Origin of the sequence: Nitrospira tepida (assembly GCF_947241125.1) — a bacterium.
In the GTDB taxonomy this organism is placed as follows: domain Bacteria; phylum Nitrospirota; class Nitrospiria; order Nitrospirales; family Nitrospiraceae; genus Nitrospira_G; species Nitrospira_G tepida.
The window spans coordinates 1,031,655-1,049,832 of record NZ_OX365700.1; the positions used below are offsets into that span (position 1 = coordinate 1,031,655).

The following is an 18,178-nucleotide window of genomic DNA, read 5'->3' on the forward strand; positions in this document are numbered from 1 at the left end:
GCCGTTAACGATTAAGATCGGAGTCGCCGATCTCTCCACCCACCCGGGACGGCAATGAGGAAGCTGGTCTGTTGCCGCCGCCGATTTGACTGCCGTAGCGAGGGTCGAGGCTGGTGTCTTGGAGGTCCTGGCCAGGTCTGATGGGGAGTGTGCTGTCTTGCGTGTTGAGCCCGGCCTTGGGACGAAGGACGCCGGATGAATCGCTATAGGGAGAGACGACGCCGCCGATCTCGGAGCCGGAGGCGTTCGGCAGGGTGGAGGATTCGATCGTGGGGCCGATGCGGGCGGGAAGGGAACTGTCGGAAATCTCGTTGCCGGTGCGGGCCCGTGGCGGTATGCCGGAGGGGCGGAACTCTTGTTGAAGGGTTTCCCGTTCCTGATCGAGGACGCGGGCTCTGGTTCCGGCTTCTTCGTAGTCGAGTTGATCGAGTTGGGTCTGCGCATCTCCCATCTTGCCCAGTCGTTGTTTGATCGTCTGTAGATTCCGTCGCGCGGCCGCCACTTGGACGATCATCCCATTAATCAATTGAGGCGTGGTGTAGGTGGTCAAATTGAGCGCCCCGGATCGCTGAATTTCGCTCAACAGATGGGACGCTCGCTCTTCCAAGTCGATCACCTGCCCCAGTTGGCCCACGTCTCCGGCACAGCAGGCGAGAAAGGCGCGGTAGTCGCTCAAGAAGCGGGACGATACTGTTTCGAGGTCCTCGATCTTGATCGCGGGGCGAGCGGCCGGCGGTGTTGAGGTTCCGGCGGCCTTCCGATCCGGCGAAACCAATGGATTGCATCCGGTCTCGGGTTTGGCGATGATTTGCTGGCCCTCCGGTCTATCGGGGCACCAGTAGATCACGGTGGGCCGGTTGTCGGTCGAACGCTGGCTCTGTCCCGCCGGGTGCGCCGGCTGCGCCGCGATGATCACGAGGATGGTCGGTCCGACGAACAGCCGAGCCATCATCGGCGCCTGGACGGCTGAGCATAAGGACCGAATTGGCCGTTGACCGATCATGGAATGATTGTCCGGTCGAAGCCCTGATCCGTCAAGGTTGATCAGATTTCCCGCAGAGGCCGATCAGGGCGGGCGACGGATCCCGTCCGGTTCGCCACGTCGGCTGTGGCAGAATCCACGGAACGAGGATGGACCGAACTCAATCACCAGAGGAGTGCCTGCGAATGACGACAGCCTACATCGAACAGATCGGCCGGTATGCCGGAGAAGAGGTGACGGTTCAAGGCTGGCTCCGGAGCCGCCGCGACAGCGGCAAGCTCCACTTTCTTACCTTGCGGGACGGAACGGGCGATCTCCAAGCCGTGGTCAGCAAGGCGGCGGTAGGGGATGAGCAGTTCGCGCTGTCGGCCCGGCTGACGCAAGAGTCCTCGCTGAAGGTTCGGGGTAAGGTGCGCGCGGAAAAGCGGGCGCCGGGAGGATATGAGCTGGAAGTGATCGCCATTGAATTGGTGCAACTGGCCGAGCCGTTCCCGATTCAACCCAAGGAACACGGGACCGGATTCTTGATGGAGCATCGCCACCTGTGGCTGCGCTCCCATCGGCAACATGCGATCCTGCGCATCCGTCATGAAATCATTCGTGCCTGCCGGAATTTTTTCGACGACCGTGGATTCGTCTTGCTGGATGCGCCGATCTTCACCCCGAACGCCTGCGAAGGCACGACCACCCTGTTCCAGACCCAGTACTTCGACGAGACGGCCTATCTGACTCAGAGCGGACAACTCTACAGCGAGGCCACGGCCGCGGCCTTCGGCAAGGTCTACTGTTTTGGTCCGACCTTTCGCGCCGAGAAATCAAAGACGCGCCGCCATTTGATGGAATTCTGGATGGTGGAGCCGGAGGTCGCCTGGGCAGAGCTGGCGGACGTCATGGATCTGGCCGAAGAGTTCATCTGCGCCATCGTCGAACGGGTGCTGGAAAACCGGCGTGCGGATCTTCAGGCGCTGGAGCGCGATATCGCCAAACTGGAGCGGATTCGCCCGCCCTTCCCGCGCATGACCTATCATGAGGCGGTGGCGGTGCTGCGGAAGAAAGGCAATCCCATTCAACCGGGGGATGACTTTGGGGGCGACGAAGAAACGCTCTTGTCGAATGAGGCCGATCGGCCGCTGATCGTGCACCGCTACCCCTCCGCACTTAAGGCCTTTTACATGCAAAGCGATCCGGCTCATTCGGACCTGGCCCTCTGCATGGATGTGTTGGCGCCGGAAGGGTACGGCGAGATCATCGGCGGCGGACAACGCATCCATGAATATGACAAGCTGCTGAATCGGATTAAGGAACATCATCTGCCGGAAGAGGCTTTCCGTTGGTACCTCGACCTTCGCCGCTTCGGCTCCGTGCCGCACGCCGGCTTCGGGATGGGAATCGAACGGGCCGTGGCCTGGATCTGCGGGCTCGAGCACGTGCGTGAGACGATTCCGTTCCCCCGCATGCTCTACAAACTCTATCCTTAGACAGGCTGTTGAGAAGCTTGCCAGCCGGACCAGCTCGGTCTACTCCGAGCCCGTTAAAATTGACCCCCTCCGGCCTGCTACTTCCTCCATTCCGGTCGCCGAAAGTATCCTCTGTAATGGTCCGATTTCGGGCCTTTTAGCCCTATGAATCCTCAGCCTGGGCGGCAATCGTAAGAATTTGATGAAACATTGAAAAATCTGTTGACTGTCCATTCCATGGGTGTATACTTCGCCACCGAGTGGGAGAAAGTGGTGGGAAATGGTGAGTTGGTAAATGCAGAGGAATCGCATGCTCCGGTCCTTGCGGATGAAGTGATTACATGGCTGCAACCCAGGAGCGGCGGGCGTTATCTCGATTGCACGGTGGGATACGGCGGGTTGGCAGAGCGGCTGTTGTCTCGGACTCCTGGCGATTCTATGGTGATTGGGATCGATCAAGATGCATTGGCCCTTGAGGCCAGTCGGAATCGCCTCCGTCCCTTCGGAAACCGGGTGCAATTGATCCAAGGAAATTTTCGCGACGTGAAGCAGCATCTTGCCCAAGTAGGGATTTTGAACGTGGATGGAGCGGTGCTGGACTTGGGCGTCTCGACCCCGCAACTGTCTCGGCCGGAGCGGGGCTTCAGCTTCTCCGAGAACGGGCCGCTCGACATGAGGATGGATCAAACCGGTTCCCTGACGGCGGCCGATATCGTGAACCGCTGGAGCGAGTCCGATCTGGCCTGGGTGATGTTTCATTATGGCGAGGAACGGTATGCCAGGCGGATTGCGCGGGCTCTCGTGGCCGCCAGAAAGGAAGCCCCACTTCGCACCACCTTCGATCTTGTCGAGGTGATCCGGCGCGCGATTCCGGTCCGCGCCCGGCACGGGAGAATCCATTTTGCGACGCGAACGTTTCAGGCGATCAGAATCGCAGTGAACCGCGAGCTTGAGGTCCTCGAAGCGGCGCTTCCACAATTGATCGATGTCCTGACCGTCGGAGGGCGGTTATGCGTGATCTCGTTTCATTCGCTGGAAGATCGAATCGTCAAGCAGGCCTTTCGCGCGCGGGAGGCAGGCCCGAGTCCGGACGTGAAAATTTTGACCAAGAAGCCGCAAGTCGCGACGGCGCAGGAATTGGAACGCAATCCGCGGGCGCGGAGCGCCAAGCTGCGCGTCCTTGAGCGAGCCGCATAGGGAAAGAAAGAGAAAAAGGGTTCCCGGTGGTATCTCTCCGGCGGCTGTCAAGGAAGAAGGGCGTCGCCCGATGAGCCGCCGGGTCTAGCAAGCTTGGTATGGAAAAGATGGGGAGAGCCTTGGAGGTGTTTTCTCGGGCCGCCAAGAGCAATCAAGTGGGGCGGCCGGTTCTAGCGAAGCTTGGTATGAAACCACTGGAGGAGTTTCTCCGGCGGCGTCAAGGAAGAGGGGCGTCGCCCGATGAGCCGCCGGGTCTAGCAAGCTTGGTATGGAGGATGATATGAGGCCCCTGTTGATTCTCGGCGTACTCCTTTTCTTGCTTGGGTATGTCTGGGAACGGGTCGATGTGGTGCGGGTCGGCTACCGCGTCGAGCAGTTGAAGGCTCAGAAGGTGCTGCTCGAGCGGGAACGGGACGAATTGAGCGTGAAGCTGGCTTCGCTCAGCGCCCCGGACCGCGTCGCGCGACTGGCGAAGGAGAAATTGGGGATGATGCCGGCCCAGCCCGGACAGGTCGTCGTCGTGCATCGCGCGGAGCCCAAGCCGCAGCCTGAGGGTCCTTCCGTGCAAGAGGTCCGCGTCGCGAAGCGCGAGGTGCGCTAGGTGAAGCCAGTGCGACCTCCCTACGCCGCCCGTCGAACGGCTACCCTGGTAGGGCTGTTGGCTGGCTTTGCCGTCGTGTTGATCCGCTTGCTCAACCTCCAAGTGTTGCAGGCCGCGGAGCTGACTCAGCGCGCGGACCGTCAACATTGGAAATCGGTTTCGCTGGAAGGGCCACGGGGCACGATTTACGATCGGAACGGAAAGGTCCTGGCGATCAATGTGGAAGTGCCGTCGGCATTCGGGGTGCCCGCCGCGCTGGAAGATCTTCGGGGAGCGGCAAGGCGGCTCGCTCCGGTATTGAATGTGCGGCAGACCGAGTTGGAAAGGAAGCTGCGTCAGGACCGGTCGTTTGTCTGGCTGGCCCGAAAATTGGACCCGGAACAGGGGCGTCGATTGAAGGCCCTATCGCTTGAGGGAATCGGAGTCGTCATGGAGGGACGGCGGTTCTATCCCAAGGGTCCGTTGCTGTCCCATGTGCTCGGGTTCGCCGGCATGGACGGGGAAGGGTTGGAGGGCATCGAGCGTCGCTATGACCGGTATCTGCACGGGGACAAGCAGGTCATGATGCTGGAGCGGGATGCGCTCGGGCGGACGGTGTTCCCGCGGGGGTTGCGGGAGCAGGGTCCCGATGGCGGCCGTCACGTGGTCCTGACGATCGACGAGGTCGTGCAGTACATCGCGGAGAAGGAACTCGAAGAAGCGGTGACCAGCACGCGAGCCAAAGGCGGCATGGCCATCGTTATGGATCCCCATACCGGCGCCGTCCTGGGCATGGCGGTGAATCCGCGGTTCGATCCCAATATCGTGAAATCGCTGACGCCGGACCGATGGCGCAACCGGGCGATCGCCGACGTCTTCGAGCCGGGCAGCACCATGAAGATGTTCATCGCGGCGGCGGCGTTGGAGGAACAGTTGATCACGCCGACCACCATGCTATACGGCGAGAACGGTCACATGACGGTGGCGAACACCGTGATTCATGACCACGAGAAAATGGGCTGGATGAGCTTTTCAGAGGTGATTCAGAAATCGAGCAATATCGGGGCGGCGAAAGTAGCCATGCGGCTCGGCGAGCGCCGCACCTACGACTATTTGAGGCGGTTCGGCTTCGGCGAGCGCACCGACGTGGATCTTCCGGGAGAAGTCGCCGGCCTTCTGAAGTCGCCCCGCGAGTGGGGCAGGCGGACCCTGGCCTCCATGGCCATGGGGCAGGAGATCGGGGTGACGGGGCTGCAAATGGCGAGCGCGGTTTCGGCGATCGCGAACGGCGGGGTCCTGATGAAGCCCTATGTCGTCGCCGAGGTGCGGGACGCCAAGGGGCGGGTGTTGGCGGAGATGGGCCCCCAACAACGTCGGCAGGTCGTCTCCCAGGAGACGGCGAGGACCTTGAGCGAGATGCTGGAGAAGGTGGTGTCCAGCGGTACAGGGACGAAGGCGGCGCTCTCGGGCATCCGCGTCGCGGGCAAGACCGGAACCGCGCAGAAGATCGACCCACGGACCGGAGCCTATTCTTCCACGCTTGTCGTGGGGTCCTTCGTCGGCTACCTCCCGGCCGACGATCCGAAAATCGTGATCGCCGTCATGGTGGACGAACCGCAAGTGGATGCCTGGGGCGGCGCGGTGGCGGCGCCGGCGTTCCGCCGGATCGCCGAGCAGGTGCTGCCGTACCTGGGCGTGACGCCGAATTCAGCGGTCAATCTCGCGATGGCCGTGGGGTAGGACATCGAAACGACCCAAGCCGATGGTGTGCAGGTGACCTTGGCCGACATGCTCGACTCGCCGGTCATCCGATCGGAAATCCTAGAACAGCGGGGCGACCTTGCCCTGTCCGTGACCGGGATTACCGACGATTCACGCCAAGTGAAGCCGGGGGCACTATTCGTCGCCGTCAAAGGCGAGCGGGTGGACGGCCATCAGTTCCTTCCGCAGGTCCTTCAGGCGGGAGCCGCAGCCCTGGTCGTCCAACAACCGCAGGCGCAGGGGACTGTTCCAGTCATCCTGGTCAAGGACTCGCGCAGGACATTAGGGCTCCTCGGCAGCCGCTTCTACGGCGATCCTTCGTCACGCCTTCGGATGGTGGGCGTGACCGGCACCAACGGGAAGACGACGATTACCTATTTGACGAAAGCCGTTCTCGAATCGGCCGAACGAAAGGTCGGATTGATCGGAACCGTGGCCTATCAGATCGGCGAGGAGCTGGTGCCGGCCGCTCATACGACGCCGGGCGCCCTCGAGTTCCAGGCGTTGTTGAGCCGGATGGTCTCGGCCGGCATGGATACAGCCGTGATGGAAGTCTCTTCGCATGCGCTGGCGCTGGATCGGACGGTCGGCTGCGAATATGACGTGGCGGTCTTCACCAACCTCACGCAGGACCATCTCGACTTTCACCGGGACATGGACGACTACTTTTCGGCCAAGCTCAAGCTCTTTACCGGACTCGCCGAGGGGAAGCGAAAACCGTCCAAGCGGGCGATCGTCAACCTGGACGATCCCTGGAGCGAGCGCATCCGGAAAGCAACCGCCGTCCCGCTCTGGACCTACGGGATCAAGGGGGCGGCCGATCTCCGCGCGGAGGACCTGAGGCTCTCGGCATCGGGGACGACCTTTTCCGTCGCGACCCCGCACGGGCGGGCCAAGGTGGAAAGCCGGCTGGTCGGCGAGCACAATGTGTATAACGCGCTGGCCGCAGTGGGGGTCGGTTTGCAGGAAGGGTTGTCGCTGGATTTGGTCTGCCAAGGGATCGCCTCCGTCCGCAACGTGCCGGGGCGATTCGAGCGGGTCGAGGCGGGCCAGCCGTTTACCGTCGTCGTGGATTATGCCCACACCGAAGATGCGTTGGTGCGGCTGTTGTCCGCCGCGCAGGCGCTCAGGCCTGGACGCATCATCACGGTCTTCGGCTGCGGGGGCGATCGGGATCGGACGAAGCGCCCCAAGATGGGACGGGCGGCGGTGGAGCGCAGCGATGTGGTCGTGCTGACCTCCGACAACCCTCGAACCGAACAGCCGCAGGCCATCCTGCAGGAGGTGGAGGTCGGCGTGAAGGACGCGCTCCGTCATCGGCCTCAGGTGCGGTGCCACGTGATCGCCGACCGTCGCGCAGCCATCAAGGCCGCGGTGCGGGAGGCGCGTCCGGGCGACATGGTGGTGATCGCCGGCAAGGGGCACGAAGACTATCAGATCATCGGCACGACCAAGCACCACTTTGACGACCGCGAGGTGGCCCGGGAGGCCATCCTCAGCCTGCAATCCGTGTGAGCGTGGGCATCATTGGACGGTACGCGGCACGGTGCGGGTATCAGATATGGATCAGGTGATGGCAGGGTCCCTCTATACCGTAGAAGAAGTGCTCGAGGTTGTCGGCGCCAGGCTTCTGGCTGGTGACCCGTCAATGGCGCCGAAGGCAGCGATCAAGCGCCTCTGGACCGACTCCCGGACCGTGCGACCCGGCGACTGCTTTGTCGCGTTGCGGGGCGATCGGTTCGACGGCCATGCCTTCGTTCCGGAGACCTTCCGGAAGGGGGCGGTGGCGGCGTTGGTCGAAGATTCCTACCGAGTGCCGGCCGATCCCCTCATGCGCGGCCCCGCGCGTCGGCCGGCCATCATTTTAGGCGTGCGGGACTCGCTGCTCGCGTTTCAGCAATTGGCCACGCACCATCGCAACCGGTTCGCCATTCCGGTGGTGGCGGTGACCGGGAGCAACGGGAAAACGACCACGAAGGACATGGTGGCCGCGGTCCTGGCCGCGCGCTGGACGACCCTCAAGACCGAAGGCAACCTCAACAACCGAATCGGCGTGCCGCAGACCCTGTTGCGACTGACCGCCCGGCACAAGGCCGCGGTGATCGAGATGGGGGTGGATGCGCGCGGCCAGACGACGCGCCTGTGCGAGATCGTGCGTCCCACGGTCGGGATCATCACCAATATCGGCGCGGACCATCTGGAATTCTTCGGCGACCTGGAAGGGTCGGCTCAAGCCAAGGCCGAGCTGTTGGATCAGATGCCGGCCGATGGAGTGGTCGTGCTGAACGCCGACGATCCCTATTTCGATTATCTGGCGGCGCGGGCGACTTGCCGCGTGGTGTCGTTCGGACTCTCCGAGCGGGCCGATGTGCGGGCCACGGACGCCGACCACCACGGCAAGTTGGGCGCCACATTCAAATTACATTTGCCGGGACGCCATCGTGCTCCTGTCATCGCGCTGCGGGTCCACGGCGACCATAATGTGCTGAACGCCTTGGCCGCCGCGGCGGTCGGCTATGCGCTGGGGCTGAGCGGGGTGTTGGTCGGCAAAGGCTTAGCCGCATTTCGCCCGGCTCAGATGCGGTCCCAAGTCGTGATGGTGCGCGGCGCGCGGGTGATCAACGACTGTTACAACGCGAATCCCTCCTCGATGAAGGCGGCGCTGCGGTTGCTGGCCGAGATGGGGCGAGGCGGGCGGACGATCGCCGTGGTGGGCGACATGTTGGAGCTGGGCGCGAACGCGGATGAGTTGCACCGGGAGGCGGGCGCCGTGGCCGCCGAGTTGGGCATTCAGCGGCTGATCACCTGCGGACTGCTGGGGCAGCGGATCGCCGCAGGCGCGAGACGGGCCGGCATGTCCCAGGATCAGGTGTTGGCGGTCAATGACGCGGTGGAAGCGGCGGCGGTCTTGAAGAATCTGCTCCAGCCTGGTGATACGGTGCTGGTCAAGGCCTCGCGCGGCATGAAACTGGAACGGGTGCTGGAAGCCTTACAGGGACGGGTCCGGATGGCCGCCGGCGCCTAGCTGAACAAACCTCCTCGCACGGAAGTGGGCGGGCTGAATCGGTATGCTCTACAACTGGTTGTATCCTCTTCACACCGAGTTCTCCATTCTCAATGTCTTCCGATACCTGAGTTTTCGGATCATCTACGCCTCGGTCACGGCCTTTCTGATCGCCTTCGTCCTGGCCCCGTGGCTGATCAAGAAACTTCAGGAGATCAAGCTGGGGCAACAGGTGCGGGACGACGGGCCGAAGCGACATCTGGCCAAGAGCGGCACTCCGACGATGGGCGGGCTGCTGATCATCTTTGCCGTAGTGCTGGCCACCCTGCTCTGGGCCGACCTCACGAACAAGTACGTCTGGCTCGTCATCCTCTCGACCTTGGGCTTCGGACTGATCGGATTTGTGGACGACTATCTGAAGTTCATCAAGGCTCAATCGAAGGGCTTAACGGCCTCGCAAAAGTTTGCGGGGCAGGTGGCGATCGCGCTGGCGATCGGCCTGATTCTGTACTTCTTTCTCCCGGGGTACTCCACCAAGTTGAGCGTGCCGTTCTTCAAGAATTTCACCCCGGAACTGGGATGGCTCTACATCCCGTTCGTCGTGCTGGTGATCGTGGGCAGTTCCAATGCGGTCAATCTCACGGACGGTCTGGACGGGTTGGCCGTCGGGCCGGTCATGATCGCCTCGATGGCCTACACGATCGTGGCCTATGCAGCGGGGCACCGTCTGTTCGCCGACTACCTGCTGATCCCCCATATCGAGGGGGCCGGGGAAGTCGGGGTCTTCACCGCGGCGATCTTCGGGGCGAGCCTGGGCTTCCTCTGGTTCAACACCTATCCGGCGACGGTCTTCATGGGCGACGTGGGCTCGCTGCCCTTGGGCGCCGCGCTCGGGACCGTGGCGGTGATCAGCAAGCATGAGTTGCTGCTCCTGCTGGTTGGGGGCGTGTTCGTGATCGAGGCCGTTTCGGTGATCTTTCAGGTGCTGTCCTTCAAGTCGCGCGGCAAGCGGATCTTTCTCATGGCCCCGATCCATCACCATTTCGAGATGAAGGGCTGGGAGGAACCGAAGGTGGTGGTCCGCCTGTGGATCATCGCGATTCTCCTGGCGCTGCTGAGCCTCAGCACATTGAAGCTGCGATGATGACCATGCCGGTCCATTCACCCATGGGAGAGGAGTTGGCCGGGAAGGCCGTCATCGTGGTGGGATTGGCCAGGAGCGGGGTGGCGGCGGCCACGTTGCTCGCGCGAATCGGGGCCCGCGTCACGGTGGCGGATCGCAAGGATGAGCGGGAGTTGCAAGGGGTTCTGGGGAAGCTGGATGTGGAACGGGTCGGGCTGGCCCTGGGGGCGCAGTACGAGCGCGCCTTTCAGCATGCCGATCTCGTGGTCATCAGTCCCGGCGTGCCGACCCACGCGCCCGTGCTCGACACCGTCCGCCGCCGCGGCATCCGGGTGATCGGGGAGCTGGAGCTGGCCTCCCGCTTTTTGTCGGCTCCCATCGTTGCCGTGACCGGCACCAACGGCAAGAGCACGACCGTGACCCTGATCGGAAAGTTTCTGCAGGAAAGCGGGAAACAGGCGTTCGTGGGAGGCAACCTGGGGACGGCCGTCTCCGAAGCGGCCCTGGCGAGCCTCGACGCGGAGGAGCAGGGAGGCGTCGGCCGATCGCCCTACGAGGTCATCGTTGCGGAAGTGTCGAGCTTTCAACTGGAAACGATCGAGCGATTCCAACCCTGGATCGCGGCGCTGCTGAATATCACGACCGACCACATGGACCGGTACGAGTCGATCAACGACTATGTGCGGGCGAAGAGCCGGATCTTCGAGAACCAGACGGCGACGGACTATGCGGTCATCAACCTGGACGACCCCAGAGTGGCGGCAATCGGCCGGACCGTTCGGGCCCGCTGCGTGGGGTTTACCCGCCGCCAGACCATACCTCCGGCTTCAACCGGCGGGGCCTTTCTCGACGGCGAAGACCTCGTGGTGCTGCTTGACGGGCAGCGACGGACGATCGCGTCCCGCCGGGACATCCGGCTCTTGGGGTCGCATAACGTGGAGAATGTGCTGGCCGCCGCGACGATCGGCCTGTTGTGTAGCTGTGATCTGGACGCCATGCGTCGGGTCCTCCGCTCCTTTCCCGGACTTGAACATGCGCTGGAACTCGTCCGGGAGCGCAACGGAGTCCGGTTCGTGAACGATTCCAAGGGCACGAATGTCGATGCCACGGTCAAGGCGCTGGACAGTCTGGACCAGCCGATCTGGTTGATCGCGGGAGGGAAGGACAAGGGCGGAGACCTCGCCCGGCTCAAAGAGCCGATTGCGCGCAAGGTGAAGGGTGTCGTGCTGATCGGGGAAGCGGCGCCGCTTATCAAGGCGGCCATTCAACCCTACGATCGAATCAAGCAGGCGGCGTCGTTGCAGGAGGCGGTGCGGCTGGCGGCCGAACAGGCGGAAGCGGGCGACATCGTGCTCCTGTCTCCGGCCTGCGCCAGTTTCGACATGTTCGCGGATTATCAGGATCGGGGACGGCAATTCAAGGCGGCGGTATCGGCGCTGCCGTAGCACGTTGCCGGATCCATCGGCAGGAGACTCATGGCCGGGAAAACAGCGGGGACCCTGGTGCTTCCATGGCCGAGTTCGAGCCAACGGGCCCGTAAGCTCGTGGCGTTGGACCATACGCTCGTCGTGATCACGCTCGCCCTCTCCTTGGTCGGGCTGGTGATGGTCTTCAGCGCGAGCGCTGTGGTGGCAGGCAACCGGTTTCAGGACCCTTGGTATTTCCTCAAGCGGCAGCTCGCGTGGCTGGTGTTGGGATTGGCCCTCATGCATATCACCTCGCGCATCGACTATGCCGTGTGGAAGAAACTCGCCGTCCCCCTATTGGCGGTCACGGGCGGCCTGTTGCTGTTGGTGCTGATCCCGTCCATCGGGGTGCTGGCCAAGGGCGCGCGGCGCTGGTTGCGGGCCGGACCCATCCTGCTTCAGCCGACGGAAATCGCGAAGGTGGTGGCTGTGATCTACCTCGCGGCCTATCTGGCGGCCAAGCAAGAACGGCTCCTCTCGTTTCAGAAGGGGGTCCTACCGCCGCTCATTTTGGTCGGCGCCGTCTGCGGCCTCATCTTTCTCCAGCCTGACTTGGGGAGCGTGGTCGTCATCGGGTTGGTGATGTTCAGCCTGTTGTTTCTGGCGGGGGCCAAGCTGAGTCATCTCTTTGGGCTGGTGCTCTGCGCCGTCCCGGCGGTCCTGGCGCTGGTGGTCAGCTCGCCCTACCGGTGGAAGCGAGTGGTGGCCTTTCTCTTCCCGGAAAAAGACGCGTCGGGCGCCGGGTTTCAAGTCACGCAATCGTTCCTCGCATTGGGCAGCGGAGGGCCGTTCGGCGTCGGCTTGGGGGAGGGCAAGCAGAAGCTGTTCTTCCTACCCGAAGCGCATACGGATTTTGTGCTGGCCCTGGTAGGTGAGGAACTCGGCTTTTTCGGGACCGCCGCCCTCATGATGCTCTTTCTGGCCTTCATGATCCGGGGCTTCTCGATCGCCGCGCGTGCGCGCATGCCGTTCGGCTATTTCCTGGGCATGGGGATTACGCTCTTGATCGCGACCCAAACGCTCATCAATGCCGGCGTCGTCACCGGGTTGTTGCCGACCAAGGGATTGACGCTGCCCTTCGTGAGCTACGGCGGATCGTCGTTGGTCATCAGTTTGATCGGAGTCGGGATCCTATTGAGCATCTCGCGCGACCGGTACGGGGGACAGGAGCGCAACGGGTGACGTGACCGACCGGGTGAACGGGCCGGTGAATGAACATTGTAATTGCGGCAGGGGGAACCGGCGGGCATCTGTATCCGGCGATCGCGCTTGCCAGGGAGTTTCAGCGGGTCAGGCCCGGCGCCTCCGCGCTCTTCGTCGGGACGACCCGCGGACTGGAATCCCGCGTGGTGCCGCGCGAAGGGTTTCCGCTCCGATTGATCACCGCCAAGCCCTTCATGGGCGTGGGACGACTCGGCGCGGCGAAGGCGCTGGCGGCGCTTCCAGCGGGCATTTGGGAGTCGATGCGGTTGCTGAAAGCGCAGCGCGCCGATCTGGTGATCGGGGTGGGAGGCTACACCTCTCCGGCGGTGCTGCTGGCGGCAGCGCTCTTGCGGAAGCCGCGGGTGATCCTGGAGCCCAATTCCTATCCGGGATTGGCCAACAAGCTGTTGGGGCCGCTAGTCCAGTTGGTGTTTCTGGCCTTCGGCTCGGCGGCCGAATTTTTCCCACGGGTCAAGGTGCGGGTCGTCGGGACTCCCCTTCGTCAGGAATTTCTGGAACCGGTTCAGGCGCGGACACAAGGAAGTGAGGATGGGCGTATGCATCTGGTGATTTTCGGCGGCAGTCAGGGCGCCAAGGCCATCAACGGCGCGATGGTCGATGCGCTCCCCTATCTGACGGACCTGCGGGACCGTCTGTTGATCACCCACCAAACCGGCGAGCAGGACCGGGAATCCGTCGCACAGGGCTATGCAAAACACAAGGTGCGCGCGGACGTCCGGCCGTTTCTCTACGACATGCCGTTGGTGCTCCGGTCGGCCGATTTGGTCGTCTCGCGGGCCGGCGCGATGACGATCGCCGAATTGGCCGCCTGCGGCTGTCCGGCCATTCTCGTGCCGCTGCCCCAGGCCATCTACAACCATCAGGCGAAGAACGCCGCGGTGATGGAATCGGCAGGCGCCGCGATCGTCCTGCCGCAGTATGAACTGTCGGGAGAGCGGTTGGCGTCCACCATTCGCAGCGTCCTCACCGATTCACAGCGCCTGCAGGACATGCGAGCCCGGAGCCTGTCGTTGCGGCGCGTCGATGCCGCCGGGCGCATCGTGGAGGAATGCCTGTCGCTGCTAGGGAGGTCTCATGAAGCCGATGAGTCTGTTGGAGTCACGGGATCGTGATGGAGTCGAGGCGCGCGAGCCGGGCAACGGCCGGCAGGTAAGACGGGGAGTCCGAACGTCAATGTTTCGCAAAATCCAACATATCCACCTCGTCGGGATCGGCGGCTCCGGGATGAGCGGGATCGCCGAAGTCCTGTTGACGCTCGGGTACCAGGTGACCGGTTCGGACCTGAGCGCGTCGGACACGACCAGGCGGCTGGAGGAACTCGGCGGGCGGATCTTCATCGGCCACCAGGAATCGAACATCGGCCAGGCGCAGGTCGTGGTGGTCTCTTCCGCGGTCTCGCCGTCCAATCCGGAGGTCGTGGCGGCTAAGGCCAAGCCGATTCCGGTGATTCCGCGGGCCGAAATGCTGGCCGAATTGATGCGGCTCAAGTACGGCATCGCGATCGCGGGCGCGCACGGCAAGACCACCACGACCTCGATGGTGGCGAGCGTGCTGGCCGAAGGCGGGCTCGATCCGACGGTGGTGATCGGCGGCAAGGTCAATGCCTTGGGCAGCCATGCGAGGCTCGGGCGCGGCGAGCTGCTGGTGGCCGAGGCCGACGAAAGCGACGGGTCCTTCCTGCGGCTCGCTCCCTCGATCGTCGCCGTGACGAATCTCGATCGCGAGCACCTTGACCACTACGGATCGATGGAGCGGCTCACCGGGAGCTTTTCGGAGTTCATCAACCGGATTCCGTTCTACGGACTGGCGGTCTTGTGTTTGGATGACGAACGGCTCCGCGGCCTGCTGGGCGGCGTGGTCAAGCGCTATCAAACCTACGGCCTCAAGGAGCACGAGGGATTTGCCCCGCCCGATTACCGGGCCACCGATATCGTGCTTAAACAATGGGGGGCTGAATTTCGCGCCCACTTCCGGTCCAAGAATCTCGGGCCGTTCCGGTTGTGCATCCCCGGGATTCACAACGTGTCGAACGCGCTGGCAGCGATCGCGATCGGGGCCGAATTGGATGTGCCGGTGGACTTGATCCGACGGGGATTGGCCGCCTTCACGGGCGTCGAGCGGCGCTTCCACCTGCGCGGTGAAAAACAGGGCGTGATGGTCGTAGACGACTATGGGCACCACCCGACCGAGATCAAGGCCACGCTCGCGGCTGCCAAGCAGGGATGGAACCGGCGCCTGGTCGTGCTGTTCCAGCCGCATCGGTACACGAGGACGCGCGATTTGCTGAACGAGTTTGCGGGCGCCTTCGGCGATGCCGATCTGCTGCTGGTCACGGACATCTATCCGGCGAGCGAACAGCCGATCCAGGGAGTCAGCGGCGAACGGTTGGCGGAGGCGATCCGGGCCGCCGGCCATCCGAACGTCACCTATGTGCCGGTGAAGCAGGACTTGCCGGACCGTACCATGCCGCTCCTTCAACCCGGCGATATGGTGCTGACTTTGGGGGCGGGCGACATCTGGAAGGCCGGACTGGGAATCTTGGATCGTTTGCCGTCGTGAGACACTTTCATGAAACAAGGTTTTGGAAGGACGCGTTCACGCAAGTCGACAGGGCAGGGTCTGTCGCGGTCGGCTTTGAAAGAGGCGCTCGACGGGGTGCGAGGGGAGGCGCGGTTCAATCTCCCGCTGAGCACGTTCACGTCGTTCCAGATCGGAGGACCGGCCGATGTGTTCGTGACGCCGGCGGACGAGGAGGACGCGGCGCGGCTCTTCCGTCAGGCGCATCGGTTGCGGATTCCGGTCTTCGTATTGGGCGGCACCAACGTGCTGATTCAGGACCGGGGGATTCGCGGCATCGTGATCGGGCTCTCGCATCTCAAAGCCGTTCGCGTCGAAGCCGGCCATGTGCTCTATGCGGAGGCTGGAGTCGGCATGCCGACTCTGATCAAGCGGGCCATCACGCTGGGATTGAGCGGGTTGGAGTGGGCTGCGGGGATTCCCGGAACCGTCGGAGGCTGTGTCGTGATGAATGCCGGCACCAGGCTCGGTGAGATGAAGGATGCGCTGTCCGGCGTGCGAATGGCGTTCCCGGACGGCAGCCTCCGCGATTTGGCCCGAGCGGACATCGGCTTCGAGTATCGGCGCGCGCTCTTGCCGGAGGGAATCGTCGTGGGAGCCAGGCTTCAGTTGAAACCGGCCTCGAAGGGGGAGATCGAACGTGTGGTGAAGGACTACCTGCGCTATCGGAAGGCCACGCAGCCGCTGACCGAGCCCAATGCCGGCTGCGTGTTCAAGAACCCCGGTCCTCGGACGGCCGGTCAATTGGTCGAAGCGGCCGGCCTCAAGGGCGAAAAAGTCGGAGGGGCGCAGGTCTCCGCGAAACATGCGAACTTCATCGTCAACACAGGCCGGGCCTCCGCATCGGATGTGCTGGCGCTGATCCGGCTGGTGCAGGACCGCGTCAAGGCAGTCAGCGGAGTGGAGCTGCAACTCGAGTTGAAGGTCGTGGGAGAAGCCTCATGAGGCTTCCTCAACCATCGTCTGATATGAGAAGGGCTTCATGCCGTTGACCACCGCGCGAGTCGGCGTGCTCATGGGCGGCCGGTCCGCCGAGCGGGACGTGTCCCTGCGCACCGGGCAGGCCGTACACCAGGCGCTGGCCCGCCGCGGCTACGATTCGGTCGCCATCGACGTCGGTCCGAACATCGCGCGGGATTTGCACGAGTTGAAGGTGGGGCTGGCCTTCATCGCCCTCCATGGACCTGGCGGCGAAGACGGCACCATGCAGGGGCTGCTCGAAACCTTGGGCATCCCCTACACGGGCTCCGGGGTGCGCGCGAGCGCGGTGGCCATGCACAAGGTATTGACGAAGGTCGTATTGGTTTCCCAGGGAATTCCTGTTCCGCCGGGAGGGGTAATCGTCAAAGGCAAAGCCAAGGGGAAACGGCCTCCGCTGCCGCGCGGGTTGAAATGGCCCGTGGTCGTGAAGCCGGCTACTCAGGGGTCCACGATCGGGGTCAGCATCGTCCGCAAGCCGGCCGCATGGATGGACGCGTTGGAACTGGCCCATCGCTACGACGACGAGGCGGTGGTCGAAGCCTTCATCCCCGGCCATGAGATCACGGTCGGAGTGCTTCGATCGGGCTCGACCCTCCAAGCCTTGCCAGCCGTGGAGATCGCCGCGCCGGAGGGGTTCTATGATTTTTCAGCCAAGTACCAAAAGGGGCAGACCCGATATCTCTGCCCGGCGCCACTTTCAGGAAAGGTCGCGCGCCTGCTGCGCGATCTGGCCGTTCGATCCTACGAGGTGATCGGCTGCGAAGGGGCCGCGCGCGTGGACTTCCGCGTCACTCCCAAGGGAAAACCCTCTGTCCTGGAGGTCAACACGGTCCCGGGGATGACCGAGACGAGCCTGTTGCCGATGGCGGCGGCGCAGGCGGGGATCGACTACGACCGGTTGACGGAACGGATTCTGGAGTCGGCGCTCGCGCGCATCAAGCGGGCGTGACGGGAACGGAGCAGAGCCTGTGTTTGGAAGGCGCAAACAGAAACGACCGGCGGGCCCGCGGGAAAACCTGAAGCGGGGCTTGCGCGGTCAGGAGGGCCGGCTGAGGGCGGGAACCCGTTCGCTGGTCCGGTTCGTCGTTGGCACGGCGAAGTTGGCGGCGGTGCTCGGGGTTCTTGTGCTGGCCGGCTGGGGCGGGTCGCTCCTGTGGCACAATGCCGGCCCCTGGATGGCCGAGCTGTTCCGTGTGCGGGAGGTCACGGTTGTCGGTCTTCAACAGGTCACGCGCGCCGAAGTCCTGACGAGACTCCGGCTCGACAAACAGGCGGTTCTCTATGACATCGATCCGGACAAACTCGTCGAACGGCTGCGCACGCATCCGTGGATCAAGGATGCGGAACTGACCAGGCTGCCCTTTCATCAGTTGCAGGTGACGATCATGGAACGCCGGCCGGCCGCCGTCGTGCAACGATCCGACATCAACGTGTTGGTGGATGAAGAGGGACAGATCCTCAAATGGTTGGGCCGTGTCGATGAACCTTCGCTGCCGCTCTGCGTCGGGGTCGAGCCGAGGCATCTTGCGCAGGGGGCGAGCCGCGAGCGCCGGACGATCAAGGCGGCGGTGACGCTGGCCGGGATTCTCGCCGAGACCACAAGCGAGCGGATCGTCATCGATGCGACGAATCCGGCGAATCTGGTTGCGACGGTGAAGGAGACGCGCCTGTCGTTCGGCCATTCAGGTTTCCAAGAAAAATGGGGTCTCTACGCTCGGCTCAGGCCGAACCTGGCAACCGAACATCGCCTTGTGGGCGATCCGTCGCCGATCGATGTGGATCTCCGGTTCGCCGGGCGCGTGATCGTGCGAGAAAGGGGGTAAGGC

Annotated in this window: 15 protein-coding genes; 14 read left to right on the forward strand and 1 reads right to left on the reverse strand. The window is 63.5% G+C overall.

The window, feature by feature from the left end; translation table 11 throughout:
* Positions 1-4: 4 nt before the first annotated feature.
* Complete coding sequence (locus QWI75_RS04900) at positions 5-952, reverse strand: hypothetical protein (protein ID WP_289267575.1); 948 nt, start codon at positions 950-952, stop codon at positions 5-7.
* 215 nt (positions 953-1,167) lie between these two features.
* On the opposite strand from QWI75_RS04900, the gene asnS reads away from it, so the two are divergent.
* The 14 genes from asnS (at position 1,168) to QWI75_RS04970 (ending at position 18,175) form a co-directional block, all read left to right on the forward strand.
* Positions 1,168-2,460 carry an asparagine--tRNA ligase gene (gene asnS / locus QWI75_RS04905; protein ID WP_289267576.1) on the forward strand — a complete coding sequence of 431 codons (1,293 nt, stop codon included), beginning with the start codon at positions 1,168-1,170 and terminating at the stop codon, positions 2,458-2,460.
* A 216-nt stretch (positions 2,461-2,676) separates the two neighbouring features.
* Positions 2,677-3,636, forward strand: a complete 960-nt coding sequence (gene rsmH, locus QWI75_RS04910; RefSeq protein WP_289267577.1) for a 16S rRNA (cytosine(1402)-N(4))-methyltransferase RsmH — start codon at positions 2,677-2,679, stop codon at positions 3,634-3,636.
* A gap of 280 nt (positions 3,637-3,916) precedes the next feature.
* On the forward strand, positions 3,917-4,237 hold the full coding sequence (locus QWI75_RS04915) for a cell division protein FtsL (protein WP_289267578.1): 321 nt from the start codon (positions 3,917-3,919) through the stop codon (positions 4,235-4,237).
* A complete protein-coding gene (locus tag QWI75_RS04920) occupies positions 4,238-5,956 on the forward strand; it encodes a peptidoglycan D,D-transpeptidase FtsI family protein (protein WP_289267579.1) in 1,719 nt (572 codons plus the stop codon). It begins immediately after the preceding gene.
* Between the two features lie 33 nt (positions 5,957-5,989).
* Positions 5,990-7,492, forward strand: a complete 1,503-nt coding sequence (locus tag QWI75_RS04925; RefSeq protein ID WP_289267580.1) for a UDP-N-acetylmuramoyl-L-alanyl-D-glutamate--2,6-diaminopimelate ligase — start codon at positions 5,990-5,992, stop codon at positions 7,490-7,492.
* A gap of 58 nt (positions 7,493-7,550) precedes the next feature.
* Positions 7,551-9,002, forward strand: a complete 1,452-nt coding sequence (locus QWI75_RS04930) for a UDP-N-acetylmuramoyl-tripeptide--D-alanyl-D-alanine ligase (RefSeq protein ID WP_289267581.1) — start codon at positions 7,551-7,553, stop codon at positions 9,000-9,002.
* Between the two features lie 43 nt (positions 9,003-9,045).
* The gene (gene mraY, locus QWI75_RS04935) at positions 9,046-10,125 is read left to right on the forward strand and encodes a phospho-N-acetylmuramoyl-pentapeptide-transferase (protein ID WP_289267582.1); all 1,080 of its coding nucleotides are present in this window, start codon (positions 9,046-9,048) and stop codon (positions 10,123-10,125) included.
* A complete protein-coding gene (murD, locus tag QWI75_RS04940) occupies positions 10,122-11,549 on the forward strand; it encodes a UDP-N-acetylmuramoyl-L-alanine--D-glutamate ligase (RefSeq protein ID WP_289267583.1) in 1,428 nt (475 codons plus the stop codon). The genes mraY and murD overlap by 4 nt, the downstream gene beginning before the upstream one ends.
* A gap of 30 nt (positions 11,550-11,579) precedes the next feature.
* Positions 11,580-12,752 carry a putative lipid II flippase FtsW gene (ftsW, locus tag QWI75_RS04945; RefSeq protein ID WP_289267584.1) on the forward strand — a complete coding sequence of 391 codons (1,173 nt, stop codon included), beginning with the start codon at positions 11,580-11,582 and terminating at the stop codon, positions 12,750-12,752.
* A 29-nt stretch (positions 12,753-12,781) separates the two neighbouring features.
* Complete coding sequence (gene murG / locus QWI75_RS04950) at positions 12,782-13,906, forward strand: undecaprenyldiphospho-muramoylpentapeptide beta-N-acetylglucosaminyltransferase (RefSeq protein WP_289267585.1); 1,125 nt, start codon at positions 12,782-12,784, stop codon at positions 13,904-13,906.
* 61 nt (positions 13,907-13,967) lie between these two features.
* Positions 13,968-15,353, forward strand: a complete 1,386-nt coding sequence (murC, locus tag QWI75_RS04955) for a UDP-N-acetylmuramate--L-alanine ligase (protein ID WP_370693618.1) — start codon at positions 13,968-13,970, stop codon at positions 15,351-15,353.
* Positions 15,354-15,362: 9 nt separating this feature from the next.
* The gene (murB, locus tag QWI75_RS04960; RefSeq protein ID WP_289267587.1) at positions 15,363-16,316 is read left to right on the forward strand and encodes a UDP-N-acetylmuramate dehydrogenase; all 954 of its coding nucleotides are present in this window, start codon (positions 15,363-15,365) and stop codon (positions 16,314-16,316) included.
* Between the two features lie 37 nt (positions 16,317-16,353).
* On the forward strand, positions 16,354-17,301 hold the full coding sequence (locus QWI75_RS04965) for a D-alanine--D-alanine ligase (protein ID WP_289267588.1): 948 nt from the start codon (positions 16,354-16,356) through the stop codon (positions 17,299-17,301).
* Between the two features lie 19 nt (positions 17,302-17,320).
* A complete protein-coding gene (locus QWI75_RS04970) occupies positions 17,321-18,175 on the forward strand; it encodes a cell division protein FtsQ/DivIB (protein WP_289267589.1) in 855 nt (284 codons plus the stop codon).
* Positions 18,176-18,178: the final 3 nt, after the last annotated feature.